Below are 16,653 nucleotides of genomic sequence, written 5' to 3' on the forward strand. Positions count from 1 at the left end.
ACGGAAGAAGGCGCGGCGCGACACGCCAATCCCCAATCCGCCAATCCCGGCTCTCAGCGCGCGGCGACCAGGGGGCCACGCCGCAGGATGAACTCGCGGTCGACGATCTTGCCGACCGGAAAGTCGTACTCGCCCACCTTCTCGAAACCATAGCGGGCATAGAAGCGCTGGGCGCCGAAGTTTTCCGACCACACGCCGATCCACAGCGTGCGCGGGCCGTCGCGCTCCAGCCACTCCAGTGCGGTTTCGAACAATCGGCTGCCCCAGCCGCTGCTTTGATAGTCCTGGAGCAGATACAGGCGCTTGAGCTCACCGTCGCCGGGGCGCACGTCGTCATGCGGCAACCCGCATGGGCCGGCGGCGGCGTGGCCGACCAGCAGGTTATCTAGCTCCAGCAGCCAGATCGCATAGTCCGGATGCGCCAGCACGATGCGCGCGCGCTCGACCGCGTAGGTCTCTTCAAGAAAGCCGCGCAGGTCTTCCTGCGGATAGAGATGGCCGAAGGTTTCGGTAAAGGTCTGCGCAGCCAGAAGCGACAACGCTTCGGCATCGTCCGGCGTGGCGCGGCGGATGCGGGTCATGCGGGCCTCTCGTGCCGGGTGGACGTGGCAGCTTGTCGCATGCAGCGTTGGTGGTGCAAGCGGGGGAATCGGGAATCGGGAATCGGGAATCGCAAGAGCGACAAGCCGGAGCGCTGTGTTCGCGGCGTGCGGCCGGGTGGCACTGCCTGGCCACGCATTCGGCGTGACCAGGGGTGGTACAGGTCAGGCCTGCTTGGGGCGCACCTGTACGTGCACCTCGGCCAGTTGCTCGGCGGCGATTGGCGACGGGGCGTCGGTCATCAGGTCCTGCGCGCCGGTGGTCTTGGGGAACGGGATCACGTCGCGGATGGACTCGGTGCCGGCCATCAGCGCGGCAATCCGGTCGATGCCGAAGGCGATGCCGCCGTGCGGCGGGGCGCCGTAGTTCAACGCGTCCAGCAGGAAGCCGAACTTGGCACGCGCTTCGTCGGCGCCGATACCGAGCAGTTCAAACACCGCGCTCTGCATGTCCGGGCGATGGATACGAATCGAGCCGCCACCGATTTCATTGCCGTTGAGCACCATGTCGTAGCCACGCGACACCGCGGTGCGGGCATTGGCGCGCAGGTCGGCGATATCGTCCACCGCTGGTGCGGTGAAGGGGTGATGCAGAGCGACGTAGCGCTGCGCTTCGTCGTCCCATTCGAACATCGGGAAATCGGTGACCCACAGCGGCGCCCAGCCATCGGCGACTAGGTTGAAGTCCTTTCCGGCCTTCAGGCGCAGCGCGCCCATGAAGTCTGAAACTTTGTTGTAGGTGCCAGCACCAAAAAATACGATGTCGCCAGGAGATGCTTTAACCGCATGGAGAAGAGCAACCGTCTTTTCAGGCCCCAGTACCTTGACGACAGATCCCGAGACCTGGCTGATATCAAAGCCACTTTCGATAGACCCACCACCCTGCGCACCATCCGGTGTCTGCCCATACTTGAGCCAAGCCAAACCCTTGGCGCCGTACTTGGCGGCATGCGTGGCGTAGTCGTCGATCTGCTTGCGCGACAAGCTTGCACCGCCCGGAATAAGCAGGGCAGCGACACGTCCGTCGGCATCGTTGGCAGCGGTGGCAAAGAAGGCGAACTCGCTGTCTTTCACCAGCTCGGCCACATCGACCAATTCCAGCGCGATACGCAGGTCCGGCTTGTCCGAGCCATAGCGACGCATCGCCTCGGCCCAGGTCATGCGCGGGAACTGCGCGGCCAGCTCGACGTCCACCACTTCCTTGAAGATGGCGCGGATCATGTCTTCGACGAAATCCTGCACGTCGCGCTCGCGCACGAAGGCAAATTCCATGTCCAGCTGGGTGAATTCCAGCTGGCGATCGGCGCGCAGCGCTTCGTCGCGGAAACAGCGCGCGATCTGGTAGTAGCGATCGAAGCCGGCCACCATCAGGATCTGCTTGAACAGCTGCGGGCTCTGCGGCAGTGCGTAGAATTCTCCCGGATGCATGCGTGCCGGCACCAGGAAGTCACGTGCGCCTTCCGGGGTGGCCTTGGTGAGGATCGGGGTTTCGATGTCCTGGAAGTCGCGCGCATCCAGATGCCGGCGCAGCGCCTGCACCAGCTTGATGCGGGTGCGCTGCATGCGCTGCATTTCCGGGCGACGCAGGTCAAGGTAGCGGTATTTCAGGCGGGTTTCTTCGCCCGGGTTTTCGTGCGCATGAAACGGCAACGGCGCAGCCTTGTTGAGGATGGTGATGCGCGTGGCGATCACTTCCACCTTGCCAGAGCGCAGCTTGTCGTTGACCGCATGCCGCGCACGCACCACGCCTTCCACCTGCAGCACGTCTTCATAGCCCAGGCTGGCGGCCACCGGGAACACCTCGGCGTTCTCCGGCTCCACCGTCACCTGCACGATGCCTTCGTGGTCGCGCAGGTCGATGAAACACACCCCGCCCAGATTGCGGGCCACATCGGTCCAGCCGGCGAGAGTGACGGTTTGGCCGATCATGGTCGCATCGACCAGGCCGCAGAAGTGGGTACGCATCGAAAGCTCCGCTGAAAACCCGACGCAGGCAGCGCCGGAAAGCCGGATATTCTGGGGCCGGCGGCCGGCAGGAGCAAATGCGGCGACGGTCACCGGCGCTTAAGTCGGTGCCCGGCTGAATAGGCACCACGCCCCTCCCGCACCAAGGACGTCCCGATGCTGCGCACCGCCCTGCTGCTCTCCGGCTTCAGCCTGATCGCCCTCGGTGGCGCGCTCGGCGTCCGCCCCGCCGCCGCGCAGGACCGCGGCTGGAATGGCCCCAGCATCACCTGTTCCAGCAACGACAACCGCCGCCGCGAATGCGACACCCCGTTCCGTGGGCGCGCCGCGCTGGTGGAAAACATCTCCGGAACGCGCTGCATCGAAGGCCGCAACTGGGGCAGCGACCGCGGCCGCATCTGGGTGAACAATGGCTGCCGCGGCCGCTTCGTCGAGGCGCGCGGCGGCTGGGGTGGTGGCGGCTGGAATGGCGGCGACGACCGCCCCGGCAATGCCACCGGCATCGTGCGCTGCGAGAGCCGCGACCAGCGCCAGGCGATCTGCAATACCGGCTGGCGGCGCGCCATGCTGGTGCGCCAGCTTTCGGATACCCCGTGCGTAGAAGGCCGCAACTGGCGCCAGGAAAACGGCCGGATCTGGGTGGACGACGGCTGCCGGGCGGAATTTGCGCAGGTACGCGGCGGCCGCGGCTGGGATCGCGACGACGGCGGCGACTGGCCAGGCGAGCGCCCACGCCCCGGCTACTCGGTGACCTGCAGCAGCGACGACCGCCGCCTGCGCACCTGTCCATGGGACAACCGCGCCGGTGACCCGGTGCCGACGCGCCAGCTCTCGGACACCCGCTGCGAGGAAGGCCGCACCTGGGGCTATGACCCGCAGCGTTCGATCGTCTGGGTCAACGATGGCTGCCGCGCGCGCTTCGACGCACGCTGACGGCGGTTGCGCGCAGGCGGCCGCGCGCGTCGATGCCAAGCCCCTGCGTCAGGCCGACAGACTGCTACGCGGCGCTCAGCCGCCCCAGGGAGCGGGCGGCAATGCCACCGGCCGGGTAAGATCGAACGCGACCCGCAACAGCCGCCCGTTCGGGCGGCTCAGCTCGTAGACCAGCTGCCGGCCCGGCTGGATATCGATGGCCCAGGTGTTTTCCAGCGAGGCAGTGGACCCGAGCCGCTGGAACAGGGCGATGGATGCCGCGTCCACCGGAAATTCCTGGCGCGTGGCGGTACCGCCAGCGCGGCTGTCGCCGCCGTACTGGGTCATTGCATCGGGGCTGCCGTCGGGGTGCCGGTGATCGTGCTTGAGCCGCACGCCGGCCGACGTGCGGGTCAGCACCCAGGTCCGCGAATGATCGTCGCCAACGTGGAACGGCACGCGCAATTCATGGATTGGATCCTCGCAGCCGCGGACATGCATCACCAGCACCTTGCCGGCGAACGGGCCGGGGGTTGCCGACGCGGGAGCATCGACCAGCACGCGGCCGGCGAAGGCCTGCCCGCAATAGACGGCCAGCGCCGCCATGAAACGGTCGGCCGACGCCAAGGCGACCACAGCGGGTGGCGATGCGGGGCCGGCACATCCACCCGTTGCCACCATCGCGACGACGACCATTGGCCAGCACGCACGGCGCAGCGCGCGGCCGGCCAGCGGTCCGCGCAGGCGCCCCATCATGCCGGGCCGGCCGCCGGTGTCGTCGCAGCCGGCTTGCTGTCGCTGGCCGCGGCCGGCTTGGCCTCGCCCCCACTGTTGGTTTCGGTGAGGTTCTTCTTCTTTTCGCCGGCTGATTTGAAGTCGGTCTCGTACCAGCCGCTGCCGGACAGCCGGAACGACGGTGCAGTGACCTGGCGTTTGACCGTGGCCGCGCTGCAGGCCGGGCAGGTCTGCGGATCGGGGTCGGCCATCTTTTGCAGGCGGTCGAACGCATGGCCGCAGGTGGTGCACTGGAACGCGTAGATAGGCATGACGGAAGACGTGGGAAGACGATGCAGGCGCAGATTCTAGACCGATGCGCACGCGCCGGGGCAGCGGCGCGGCACATCACATCACATCATGCCAAGGCTGCGCTGGCCGTATCGACCCGCTCTTTGCTCTTCAACAGAACCACCAACCAACTGTCTGGCGTGGTGTCCTTGCCGATTGCGGGACCGTTGGCGGCATGGATGCCGCCATCGAGCCCCCATGGACGGGTTAACGGCGTGTCCCGCGAGCGGTGAGGCCACCGCGCCCTCGACGCTGCGGCTTTGCTGAAGGACCCTTGCCCGCCCACCATCGCAGGACACGCTGCAAGTACGTCCTTGTAAGCTCCGTGGCAGCATCCATGCCGCCAAGGGTCCCGCGACGGTGGGCGGGCAAGGACCAGTCGAGATGATCGGTGCGCAGGGTTTTCAAACCCGCTCTTGCCGCTGCGACTCGACGCATCGCTATGCTTGACCGCAGCCCCATCCGTTGCTGCGGTCATCATCACGCAACGCAAGCGCGGCAGGCTTCGCAGATCCCCCGCTGTTGGATTGCAATGGATTCGACGTCCTCCTCGCGCGTGCGCCACCCGGCAACGCTCGCATTACTGCTGATTCCGCTCACCCTGCCCGCTTACGCACAGCACGCTCCAGACGACGCAATGCCAGGCTTGGTTGCGAGCGACGCACCGACCGGCAATGGCGAGCAAGTCTCCACGCTGGGGCAGGTGCAGGTAGTCGGCCAGGCGATGACCTATTCCAAGACCACGGTGAGCAAGGAGATGCTGGACCGGCAATTCGTGCTGGGCAGCGTCAACGGCGCGCTCAACGAGTTGCCCGGCGTGGTGGTCACCGAAGCCGATGCGTTCGGCTCGTCGGATTGGGGCACCCAGATCAGCATGCGCGGTTTCGTCAGCAACCGCGACACACAGCAGATCGGCACCACCATCGATGGCGTCCCCAATGGCGGCTCGGCCTATGGCGGTGGCTCCAAGGCCAACCGCTTCATCGACATGCCGGACCTGGAGACGGTGGAAGTGAGCCAGGGCACCGCCGATATCGCCTCGCGCTCGAACGAGGCGCTGGGCGGCACCTTGAACTACCTCACCGGCGAGCCGCTGGAAGAACAGCGCGTGCGCGTGATCGGCGGCATCGGCGACAACCAGGCGCGCAAGTACTACGCGCGCTACGACACCGGCATGGTGGGCGGCAACACGCGCGCCTGGATCAGCGGTTCGTCGGCGCGCAACGACGACTGGATCGACGGTAGCGGCCACACCCGCCGCGATCACCTGGCCGGCAAGTTCGTCAGCGCGTTGGGTGCCTGGACGCTCAGCGGCTACGCCTCCTACGACGATGCCGACGAATCCGAATACACCAGCGTGACGCCGGAGCAGTTTGCGCGCGACCCCGAACACGATCTGCTGACCGGCAGGCTCACCGGCATCCCGTCTCTGGACCAGAACTACCGTTCCGGCTCGCGTGCATTGCGCAAAAACACGTTTGGCTACCTGCGCGGCGCCTTCGACGGCGGCAGCGGCATCAAGGCCACGCTCACCGGCTACGCACACCGCATGCAGGGCCGCGGCGACTGGATCCCGCCCTACCTGGTGGATGTCACCAATGACGGAGCCGGCGCGCCGGAATCGGAGGCGCGCGGCGGCAACACCGTGTACGGCGGCAGCGACCTGGGCAAGCTGCACTACCTCACTCCCGGCGGCGCCGCAGCCACGCAGCTGGCCGGCTGCACCGGCAGTGATGCGATACCGGCCGAATCGAATCCAGCCTGCTATCCGGCAGGCTCGGTGCCGGTGCAGTCGTATCGCCACAGCCACTACGACAACCACCGCGCCGGCGCCATGGTCGATGTGGAATGGCGCCACGACCTCGGGCCGATCGACAACACCGTGCGTGCCGGCGCGTGGCTGGAGCGCTATGACCGCAGCGTCACCCGCGACTGGCATCGCCTGCTCAACGTGGGCACCAACATCAGCTTCGATCACCAGCCGTACTGGGTGCAGTTCAAGGACGAATACCAGACAGACGAGCAGATGTACTACGTGGAAGATGTGATGCGCTATGGCGCGTTCGCCTGGCGCGTGGGGGTGAAGCAATTCTTTCTCGACCAGACCCGCGACCGCCGCATCGGCGATGCGCAGCATGTGGAATCGGATGCGCATTCAGACCCGCTGCTGTCGGCCGGCCTGACCTGGACCACACCGGTGCAGGGGCTGGAAGCCTTTGCCGGGTACTCGCAGAATTTTGCGGCGATTCCCTCCGGCGTACTGGGCGAAACCGACCCGATCGCCTTGAGCCGGGTGAAGCCGGAGACCGCCGACAACGTAGAACTGGGCCTGCGCCTCAGCCGCTGGCCGTTGACCGGTAGCCTCACCCTGTACGACATCCGCTTCGATAACCGCATCGTCTATGTGCCGGCCAACTTCGTTACCGGCATCGACTACCTGGGCGAAACCGACGGCGTGTACGAGAACTTCGGCGGTGTGCATGCGCGCGGCGTGGAAGCCGCACTGGGCTACGGCTGGGACAACGGCTGGCGCATCAATGGCGCCTACACCTACAACAAGGCCGATTACCTGGGCAGTGGCGATACGGCACGCGATACCGCGCTGGAGATCACCCCCGGTGCGCAGGTGATCGGCCAACCGCGCAACACCTTGGTGATGTCGGCCGACTGGCGCGGGCAGGCATGGCGCTTCGGTGTGTCCGGTCGGTATCTGGGCAAGCGCTACCTGGATGCCTCCAACCGCACCGCGCTCGATGGCGTGACTACCTTCACTGCGAATCTGGGGCTGGAGCTGGCGCAGCTGTCACCGCAGCTGAAGGGCCTGCAGCTGGCACTCAACGTCAGCAACCTCACCGACAAGCGCTATCTGGAAGGGGTGGACGGCAGCGATAGCGCGTTCATCGCCGCGCCGCGCACGCTTGGGCTGACGCTGACGCTGGATCTGTAACGACGACCTGCCATGCTGTGCGATGCTCGCAGTGCACACCGCTGTGGGCATCCCTTTCGATGCGATGCGAATGCCCATGATCGACCTGCCCCGCCGCCGTTTGCTGCAAGCCGGCCTGACCAGCGGCGCGGCCGCCCTGCTGCCCAGCATCGCGCGTGCCGCCGCCATCGCACCGGACCGCCGCAGTGGCACGCTGGAAGATCTGCAGCATGTGGTGATCCTGATGCAGGAGAACCGCGCGTTCGATCATTACTTCGGCGCACTGCCTGGCGTGCGCGGCTTTGGCGATCGCTTTCCGATTCCGGCTCCACCGCTGCCAGGTGCGCCCTCGCGCACGGTGTGGCTGCAGCCCAGCGAAGACGGCACGCAGTGGTTGACGCCGTTCGCGCTCGATACCGCAGCGCAATTCGGCTTCATGCGCATCAAGGGCACGCCGCACAGCTGGCCGGACGCACAACGGGCCTGGGACCATGGCCGGCTCGGGCACTGGACGGCGGCCAAGCACAATCACGCGCTGGGCTACTACGGGCGTGCCGATATTCCCTTCCAGTACGCGCTTGCCGATGCGTTCACCATGTGCGATGCGTACCATGCCTCGATCCAGACCGGCACCAATTCCAACCGGGTGTTCCTGTGGACCGGCGGCAACGACCCGCAGGCGCACCATGGCGGGCCGGTGATCGGCAACTCGCACGACAACTTTCCGGAACTGGGCGGTTTTGCCGAGCCGTATCGCTGGACCACCTATGTCGAGCAGTTGCAGCACGCCGGGGTGTCCTGGCAGATCTACCAGGACATGGCCGACAACTTCACCGACAACCCGCTGGCCGGATTCGAGACCTTTCGCCATGCCTACCGCCAGGCGCCCGGTCACGATGCGCAGCTGCGCGCGCGCGGCGTCAGCACCCGCGGCGTGGCGCAGCTGCGCGAGGATGTGCTGGCCGGCCGCCTGCCGTCGGTGAGTTTCGTCATTGCCGACGCGGCAGGCAGCGAGCACCCGGACCCATCCAGCCCGGCGCAGGGCGCGGCCTATACCGCGCGGGTGTTGGATGCGCTCACCGCCGATCCGCAGGTGTGGAGCCGCACGGCATTGCTGCTGATGTTCGACGAGAACGACGGCTTCTTCGATCACATGCCGCCACCTGCGCCGCCATCGCCGGACCCGCGTGCCGCTAGCGGGTTTGCCGGCGCCTCCAGCATCGCCACCGACGACGACGACCATCGCCAGCCTGCACCGGGCGAGCAGAAAGTGGATCTGCTTGAGCTACGCGGCCGCCCGTACGGGCTTGGTCCGCGCGTGCCGCTGTATGTCATTTCGCCGTGGAGCCGTGGCGGCTGGGTGGATTCGCAGGTGTACGACCACACCTCGGTGCTGCGCCTGCTGGAACGGCGGTTTGGCGTGCAGGCAGCGGAGATCACGCCATGGCGGCGTGCGGTGTGTGGCGACCTGACCAATGCGTTCGACTTCCGCAGCGCCGATGCACGCCCATTCGTCGCAACGCTACCGGATGTGGGCGATGCGGCAACGCGTGCAGCGGCCATGCGCGAGCACACGCTGCCGCCGCTGCCGGCCACCTTGCAACCGCCCGCGCAAGCCTTCGGCGTGCGCCGCTCGCGCGCCGTGCCGTATCGCCCGAGCGTGCAATTGGCGCATGTGCCCGAGCGTGGCGAGGTGCGGCTACGCATGCACAACAGCGGCGGAGCACTGGTGTTGCAGGTCTATGACCGCTACGACCTGGCAGCGATCCCGCGCCGCTACACGGTCGGCCCCGATGCCGTGTTGGACGGCGACTGGGCCACCTACGATGGCCGCTACGATCTGTGGCTGATCGGCCCGGCTGGATTCCATCGTCATTATCGCGGCGACCTGAGCGCCCCGTTACTGGTGGCTGAGATCGCACAAGATCCGAACGACGCCACAGCCGTGTTGCTATCGCTGCGCAATGGCGGCAGCGCTGCCGTGCAGGTGGAGCTACAACCAGGTGCCTATGCAGCCGCGCAGCCGCACGAGCGCCTCGGCATTGCGCCCGGCGCGACCGAGCAGCGCCGTTGGAAAGCGGCAGGAACCGGCGGCTGGTACGACCTGTGGGTGCACCACGACGGCGCGGCCCAGCGCCTGGCTGGTCGTATCGAAACCGGCGCCGACAGCGTCAGCGATCCCGCCATGGGGGGGCCTGCGCGGTTGCAACAGGACAGGCCTGTCATCATCGGCGCGCTGGGTTGAGTGGCCGTGCCAGGTTGAATGTTGCCGCTGGCCAGCGGCAACCATCGCTCCGCATCACGCCGCTGCGTGGAAGAACGTCGCAACCTCCCTAGCCAGCATCGTGCCTGCCGAATCGACATGCGCCGCTAGCGGCACGTGTAGCTTCGGCAGGCTCACCTTCCAAACCATTCCCGCACCGCGACCGCCACCGCCTTCAGCGCCGCATCGCGTGCAGCATCGTCGACCTTGGCACCGTTCAAGTACGTGGTCAGCAGCAGTGGCGGCCGGCCCTTCGGCGGCCAGAGGATGGCGATGTCGTTGCGGGTATCGGTGCCGTTGCTACCGGTCTTGTCGCCGATCTTCCAGTCGGCCGTGAGCCCCGCACGCAGGCAGTCGTCGCCGGTGCGGTTGTCGATCATCCAGTCGGTCAGCTGCTTGCGGGAGGCAGGCTGCAGCGCAGCGCCAAGCAGCAGCGTGCGCAGCGTCGACGCCATGGCCACCGGGGTGGTGGTGTCGCGCGGCTCGCCGGGGGCGAACCCGTTCATCTCCGGCTCGTAGCGGTCACTGCGGGTCTTGGCATCGCCGATACCGCGCAGGAAGGCGGTCACGCCGGGTGGGCCGCCGACCAGCGGGAACAACCGGTTGGCAGCCGGGTTGTCGCTATAGATCATCGTGGCCCGGCACAGGTCGCCGACACTCAGCGCGCCGCCGACATGGCCCTTGGTGACCGGGGCATGCTCCAGCATGTCCGAGGCACGGATCTTGACCGGTTGCGCCAGCGTGAGCTTGCCCTGATCCACCCGCTGCAGCACCGCGGCTGCCAATACAAATTTGAAGGTACTGCACATCGGAAAGCGCTCGTTCTCGCGCTGCCCGAGGCGCCAGCCGGTGGCGCTGTGGAGCAGGCTGATGCCCAGGCGACCACCGGTGCCACGTTCGATGTCCGCCCATTGTGCCCGCAGCAGGTCGTCCATATTCACCGCCGGGCTGAGTGCGCGCGCGGGTCTGGACGCCGCAGACAGCATGCCCGCGCCGGTTGCGCACAAGAACTCTCGCCGATTCAACATGCGTTTGCCTCCTTGAGGGAGCCCGCAGTATCGATGCGCACGCCGCAGACGACCATCGCGATGTTTCGATCACAGGCATGAATTGAACTAATCTCTCTCGATGCCCCGCCCCCGCCTCCCGCTCAATGCCCTGCGCGCGTTCGAAGCCGCCGCGCGCCATCAAAACCTGACCCGTGCAGCGAACGAGCTGTGCGTGAGCCAGGCCGCACTCAGCCACCAGATCAAGGCGCTGGAGCAACGGCTGGGCACCAGCCTGTTCCATCGCCTGCCGCGCGGGGTGACGCTGACCGACGAGGGCGCGGCGTTGGCACCGGTGCTGGGCGAGGCCTTCGACCGCATCGCCGCCACCCTGGAGCGCTTCGCCGATGGGCGCTATCGCGACGTGCTCAGCGTGGGCGTTGTGGGTACCTTCGCCACCGGCTGGCTACTGCCGCGATTGCCGGCCTTTCATGCCGCGCATCCGGAGATCGAATTGCGCCTGTCCACCCACAACAACCGGGTCGATCTGGCCGGCGAAGGGCTGGATCTGGCGATCCGTTTCGGCGATGGCGACTGGCAGGGCCAGATTGCGCAGGCGCTGATGGAAGCACCGTTCGCGCCGGTGTGCGCACCCAACATGGCGCGTGGCCTGTGCACACCAGCCGATCTGGCCCAGCTGCCGTTATTGCGCTCGTACCGTCTGGACGAATGGCCGCAGTGGTTTCGTGCGGCGGGCGTGGCCGAGGTCGCCGCACGCGGGGCGATGTTCGATTCCTCATTGACGCTGGCCAGCGCCGCGGCAGCCGGTGCCGGCGTGGCGTTGTTGCCGCTGCCGATGTTTCGCCAGGATCTGGATGCCGGGCGGCTGGTGTGCCCGTTCCCGATCACGATCGATGCGGGGCGTTACTGGCTGACGCGACTGCGCTCGCGGCCGGGGAGCGAGGCTGGGAGGAGGTTGCTTGCGTGGTTGTTGGTGGAGCAAAAGCCGGGGTGAAGTGGACTGCGTTCCAGTGGTGATTGCCTGCGTGCACTCGACACTGCCTCCCTTATGAGATGGCTACGCCGCACCACACCTGGCCCCTCCATCAAGATGGCTGTCTTCCGCCGTACCCTCACCCCAACCCCTCTCCCGCAGGGAGAGGGGCTGTTAATCACCAGAGCTGCGGCTTGCTCCCTTCTCCCGCTGGGAGAAGGTGGCGCGTAGCGCCGGATGAGGGTGCGGGCGCGAAGCGCACTTCCATCACCTTCAAGCTCTACGCATCATCGATCAACAGGCACTCTCACCAGCCCCATCATCGCGCCCCCGCTCCTATACCCCCTCGATCAGCTCCATCCACGCCGCTTCCGCTGCGGCCAGTTGCTGCGCGGTAGCCTCGCGGTCGCGGCCCAGCACTGCCATCTTTTCGCTGTCGGCATAGTTGGCAGGGTTGGCCAGTGCGCGGTCGAGTTCTGCAAGCGCCGCCTCCAGCTCGCCCACGCGCTGTTCAGCGCTGGCCAGCTTATGCGGGTTGACGGCTTTTTTCGGCGGCAGCGGTTTGGTCGGCGGCGGCGGGGTGGGTGCCACTTCGGCCATCTTCTGCTTGGTGCCCTGCGCGGCCGGGCGGCTGCGCAGCCACGCGGCGTATTCGTCCAGGTCACCAGCGAACGGTTCGACCACGCCATCGGCCACGCGCCAGAAACTGTCGCAGACCAGGCCGATCAGATGGCGGTCGTGCGAGACCATCACGATGGCGCCTTCGAAATCGCTCAGCGCTTCGGCCAGCGCCTCGCGCATTTCCAGATCCAGGTGGTTGGTCGGTTCGTCCAGCAACAGCACGTTGGGCTGCTGCCAGGCGATCAGCGCCAGCGCCAGACGCGCGCGCTCGCCGCCGGAGAAGCCGTCCACCACTTCGAAAGCGCGGTCGCCGGCAAAATTCCATTTACCCAGGAAATCGCGGAACGCCTGATTGGAACCATCCGGCGACAGGTTGCGGAAGTGGTCCATCGGCGACTGGCCTTCATGCAGCGATTCCACCGTGTGCTGGGCGAAGTAGCCAATGCGCAGGTCCGGATGCGCACTGCGCTCGCCCGACAACGGTGCCAGCTCGCCCACCAGGGTCTTGACCAGGGTGGACTTACCCGCGCCATTGGGCCCCAACAACCCGATCCGATCACCTGCTTCCAGGCCGAAACCGACATCGTGCAGGATGACCGTGGCAGCGTCGCCCCCATCCGCCCTTCGGGCACCTTCCCCCGTACGCGGGGGAAGGGACGCGGGCGCGGGATAACCCGCTTGCAGATGATTCAAGCGGATCAACGAAAACGGCAGCCGATTGGGCTGGGCGAACTGGATGCGGAATTCGCGCTCGGCGCGCACCGCCTCGGTGCCGGCCATCTTGGCCAGGCGCTTCATGCGGCTCTGCGCCTGGGTGGCCTTGCTGGCCTGCGCCTTGAAGCGGTCGATGAAGCTCTGCAGATGCGCGCGCTCGGCCTGTTCCTTGTCGTGCGCGATCTGCTGCTGGCGCAGGTGCTCGATGCGCTGGCGCTCGAAATCGGTATAGCCGCCGACATACAGCTTGGCGGTGCCACTGTGCAGGTGCAGCGTATGGGTGGCCACGTTGTCGAGAAATTCGCGGTCGTGCGAGATCAACAGCAAGGTGCCCGGGTACTTGAGCAGCCATTGCTCCAGCCACAGCACCGCATCCATGTCCAGGTGGTTGGTGGGTTCGTCGAGCAGCAGCAGGTCGCTGGGCATCATCAGCGCGCGCGCCAGATTCAGACGCACCCGCCAGCCACCGGAGAACGAGGACACCGCGCGGTGGTGCGTATCGGCCGGGAAGCCCAGGCCGTGCAGCAGCTTGCCGGCGCGCGCCTCGGCGTCGTAGGCGCCGATCTCGGCCATCTTCTGGTGCGCGTTGGCGACCGCCTCCCAGTCCTCGCGGGCGGTGGCCTCGGCCTCTTCCTGCAGCACCGCAGACACTTCGATATCGCCGCCGAGCACAAACGACAGCGCCGGGTCGGGCAAGGACGGGGTTTCCTGCGAGACGCTGGCGGTGCGCACCTTGCCGGGCAGGTCCAAGTCACCCTTGTCGGCCTCCAGCTCGCCCTTTACTGCGGCAAACAGGCTCGACTTGCCAGTACCGTTACGGCCCACCACGCCAACGCGGTAGCCGGCATGCATGGTCAGGTCGACGTTGGACAACAGCAGACGCTCGCCGCGTCGCATGGAGAAGTTGCGCAGGGAAATCATTGATGGACAGTCCGATAGAACGAAAAGGAATGAGCAGATGAGCAGCATTCCTGCGACGCCATTCTAGCGTTAACGAATAATTAGCGCCTTCAGGTTGGCCGATGCAGATCTTCGCCCGCGCCCGACGCCACCTGCCCAGTCTTGCCGGGCCTTGCCCGGACCCACGTTTCGGAGTTGTCATGAACATCCCCCTGTCTTCGCTTGCGACCGCCGTGGTCGCTGCACTGCTTGCCTCTCCCGCCCAGGCCCAGACCGCCGCACCTGCCACCGCGCCGGCCAGCACCGCCAACACCCTGGATACGGTGATCGTCACCGGCACCCGCGTGGCCGACCGCACCGTGGCCGAATCGCAGTCGCCGATCGACATCATCAGCGCCGAGTCGCTGCAGGCCACCGGCACCCCCGAGCTGGCCACCGCGCTGGCGCGCGCGCTGCCCTCGCTGAACTTTCCGCGCCCGGCGCTGAGCGACGGCACCAGCGCGATCCGCCCTGCCCAGCTGCGCGGCCTGTCGCCGGACCAGGTGCTGGTGCTGGTCAACGGCAAGCGCCGCCACACCTCCTCGCTACTCAACCTCAACGGCACCATCGGCCGCGGCGCCGCCGCAGTGGATCTGAACACCATCCCGGTGACGGCGATCGCACGGGTGGAAGTGCTGCGCGACGGCGCCTCGGCGCAATACGGCTCCGATGCCATCGCCGGCGTGGTCAACATCGTGCTCAAGGGCGCCGAACAGGGCGGCAGCCTGCAGGCCGGCTTCGGCCAGTACTCGGCCGGCGACGGCAGCAACTACGAGCTGTCCGGCGACACCGGCGTGGCCTATGGCGGCGACCGCGGCTGGCTGCACGTGGCCGCCCAGCTCAACCAGCAGGACCCCACCGACCGCGCACGCGGCTATGCCGGCGCGCCCAGCGTCTCGCAGCCGGCCGTGGGCCAGAAGGCATTCAAGATCGGCGACCCGGACGTCAATGCGCAGGCCGCCTCGCTCACTACCGAATACCAGTTCAGCGACAGCATCACCGGCTACGCCTTCGCCACCGCCAGCAACCGCGACATCACCTCGTTCGCGTTCTTCCGCGCGCCAGGCAGCAGCCAGAACATCCTGTCGGTCTACCCACAGGGCTTTTTGCCGGAGATCCAGAGCTACGCCAAGGACCGTTCGCTGGTGGCCGGCGTGCGCGGCGCCACCGCCGGCGGCTGGGACTGGAATGCCAGCTATAACTACGGCTACAACCGCATCGACTTCCACACCCGCAACACGCTCAACGTGAGCCTGGGGCCGACCTCGCCCACCTCGTTCTACGACGGCGCGCTGGAGACCACGCAGAACATCGTCAACCTGGACGTCAAGCGCGGTTTCGACTGGGGCCTGGCGTATCCGGTGACCGTGGCCTTCGGTGCCGAGTACCGCAACGAAAAGTGGAACCAGTCGCCGGGCGAAGTGGGCTCGTACTTCCAGGCTGGCACGCTGGCCGGCGGCGCGCAGGGCTTCGGCGGATTCGCACCCAGCGTGTCCGGGCAGTATTCGCGCGACAGCTACGCGTTGTATGCCGACATCGAAGCCGACTTCACCGACAAGTTCTCCGCCGGGCTTGCCGGGCGTTATGAGGACTACAGCGATTTCGGCAGCCAGGCCTCGGGCAAGGCGTCGGCGCGCTATGCGTTTACCGACAAGATCGCATTGCGCGGCACGGTGGCCTCCGGCTTCCGCGCGCCGTCGCTACCGCAGCAGTATTTCCAGTCCACCAGCACCACCTTCCTGGCCGGCAACCCTAATCCATTCGAGATCCGCACCTTCCCGGCCGACAGCAGCGTAGCGCGCGCCTTCGGTGCCGAACCGCTGGATGCGGAAACCTCGCTGTCCTACAGCCTGGGCCTGGTGCTGCAGCCCACCGATGCGCTCTATCTCACCGTGGATGCGTACCAGATCGATGTGGACGACCGCATCGTGCTGTCGTCCAACCTCACCGGTGCCGGCGTGCGCAGCCTGCTGGAATCGCAGGGCATCTTCGGCATCAACGGCGGACGTTACTTCACCAATGCAGTGGACACGCGCACGCGCGGCGTGGACGTGGTGGGCAGCTACCGCTGGCAGCTGGCCGCCAGCCGCGTGGACCTGACCGCCGGTTACAACTACTCCGAAACCGAGGTGCGCAGCGTGGCCGCCAACCCGGCGGCGCTGTCGGCCAACGGGCTGAGCCTGGAGCGTATCGACCGCACTGAGCGCGGCCGCATCGAAGAAGGCTTCCCGCGTGACAAGTTCCTCATCAACGGCAGCTGGAATTCCGAGCACTGGACGCTGGCGCTGGGTGCCACCCGCTACGGCAAGTACAGCACGCGCCCGGCCGCGGCGATCAACGACCAGACCTTCGGTACCAAGTGGGTGGTGGATGCATCGGCCAGCTACAAGGTGGACCGCTGGACGCTGACCCTGGGCGCAGACAACCTGCTGGACCAATACCCGGACGAAAACAATTTCGCCAACTCCACCAGCGGGCAGTTCCCATACAGCAACCTGTCGCCGTTCGGCTTCAATGGTGCCTATGTCTACGGGCGCATCAACTATCGCTGGTAACGCTGCCCCGCTGAGCCACCCATGCCGCCGCTGCGCGCATGCGCTGGCTGCCCGAACACCTGGATTTCCATGCGTTTCCGCAGCGAATATGGCTGACTGCAATCGGGTTTGAAG

General features: G+C 66.7%; 11 protein-coding genes. 5 read left to right on the forward strand and 6 right to left on the reverse strand.

The window, feature by feature from the left end; genetic code table 11:
• Positions 1–53: 53 nt before the first annotated feature.
• Positions 54–581, reverse strand: a complete 528-nt coding sequence (locus tag ACCQ13_RS14160) for a GNAT family N-acetyltransferase (protein ID WP_104603130.1) — start codon at positions 579–581, stop codon at positions 54–56.
• A 183-nt stretch (positions 582–764) separates the two neighbouring features.
• Positions 765–2,564 carry an aspartate--tRNA ligase gene (gene aspS, locus ACCQ13_RS14165; RefSeq protein WP_104603129.1) on the reverse strand — a complete coding sequence of 600 codons (1,800 nt, stop codon included), beginning with the start codon at positions 2,562–2,564 and terminating at the stop codon, positions 765–767.
• A 156-nt stretch (positions 2,565–2,720) separates the two neighbouring features.
• Here aspS and ACCQ13_RS14170 point away from each other — a divergent pair, with 156 nt between their 5' ends.
• Positions 2,721–3,497 carry a DUF3011 domain-containing protein gene (locus ACCQ13_RS14170; protein WP_104603128.1) on the forward strand — a complete coding sequence of 259 codons (777 nt, stop codon included), beginning with the start codon at positions 2,721–2,723 and terminating at the stop codon, positions 3,495–3,497.
• Between the two features lie 75 nt (positions 3,498–3,572).
• Here ACCQ13_RS14170 and ACCQ13_RS14175 read toward each other — a convergent pair whose 3' ends face one another.
• Both ACCQ13_RS14175 and ACCQ13_RS14180 read right to left on the reverse strand, forming a co-directional pair.
• The gene (locus ACCQ13_RS14175) at positions 3,573–4,157 is read right to left on the reverse strand and encodes a hypothetical protein (protein WP_372372224.1); all 585 of its coding nucleotides are present in this window, start codon (positions 4,155–4,157) and stop codon (positions 3,573–3,575) included.
• 71 nt (positions 4,158–4,228) lie between these two features.
• On the reverse strand, positions 4,229–4,522 hold the full coding sequence (locus ACCQ13_RS14180) for an FmdB family zinc ribbon protein (RefSeq protein ID WP_104603127.1): 294 nt from the start codon (positions 4,520–4,522) through the stop codon (positions 4,229–4,231).
• Positions 4,523–5,073: 551 nt separating this feature from the next.
• On the opposite strand from ACCQ13_RS14180, the gene ACCQ13_RS14185 reads away from it, so the two are divergent.
• Positions 5,074–7,488, forward strand: a complete 2,415-nt coding sequence (locus tag ACCQ13_RS14185) for a TonB-dependent receptor (RefSeq protein ID WP_159407375.1) — start codon at positions 5,074–5,076, stop codon at positions 7,486–7,488.
• A 76-nt stretch (positions 7,489–7,564) separates the two neighbouring features.
• Complete coding sequence (locus tag ACCQ13_RS14190; protein ID WP_104603177.1) at positions 7,565–9,712, forward strand: phosphocholine-specific phospholipase C; 2,148 nt, start codon at positions 7,565–7,567, stop codon at positions 9,710–9,712.
• Between the two features lie 152 nt (positions 9,713–9,864).
• On the opposite strand, the gene bla is transcribed toward ACCQ13_RS14190, so the two are convergent.
• Positions 9,865–10,758, reverse strand: coding sequence for a class A beta-lactamase (gene bla / locus ACCQ13_RS14195; RefSeq protein ID WP_159407377.1), 894 nt, complete (start codon positions 10,756–10,758; stop codon positions 9,865–9,867).
• Between the two features lie 100 nt (positions 10,759–10,858).
• On the opposite strand from bla, the gene ampR reads away from it, so the two are divergent.
• Positions 10,859–11,731, forward strand: a complete 873-nt coding sequence (ampR, locus tag ACCQ13_RS14200) for a LysR family transcriptional regulator AmpR (protein ID WP_104603124.1) — start codon at positions 10,859–10,861, stop codon at positions 11,729–11,731.
• Positions 11,732–12,046: 315 nt separating this feature from the next.
• On the opposite strand, the gene ACCQ13_RS14205 is transcribed toward ampR, so the two are convergent.
• Positions 12,047–13,966, reverse strand: coding sequence for an ABC-F family ATP-binding cassette domain-containing protein (locus tag ACCQ13_RS14205; RefSeq protein ID WP_104603123.1), 1,920 nt, complete (start codon positions 13,964–13,966; stop codon positions 12,047–12,049).
• 179 nt (positions 13,967–14,145) lie between these two features.
• On the opposite strand from ACCQ13_RS14205, the gene ACCQ13_RS14210 reads away from it, so the two are divergent.
• A complete protein-coding gene (locus ACCQ13_RS14210; RefSeq protein WP_104603122.1) occupies positions 14,146–16,539 on the forward strand; it encodes a TonB-dependent receptor plug domain-containing protein in 2,394 nt (797 codons plus the stop codon).
• The last annotated feature ends 114 nt before the right edge of the window (positions 16,540–16,653 follow it).

It is taken from the genome of Xanthomonas sp. NCPPB 1638 (assembly GCF_041475635.2).
GTDB lineage: Bacteria > Pseudomonadota > Gammaproteobacteria > Xanthomonadales > Xanthomonadaceae > Xanthomonas > Xanthomonas cucurbitae.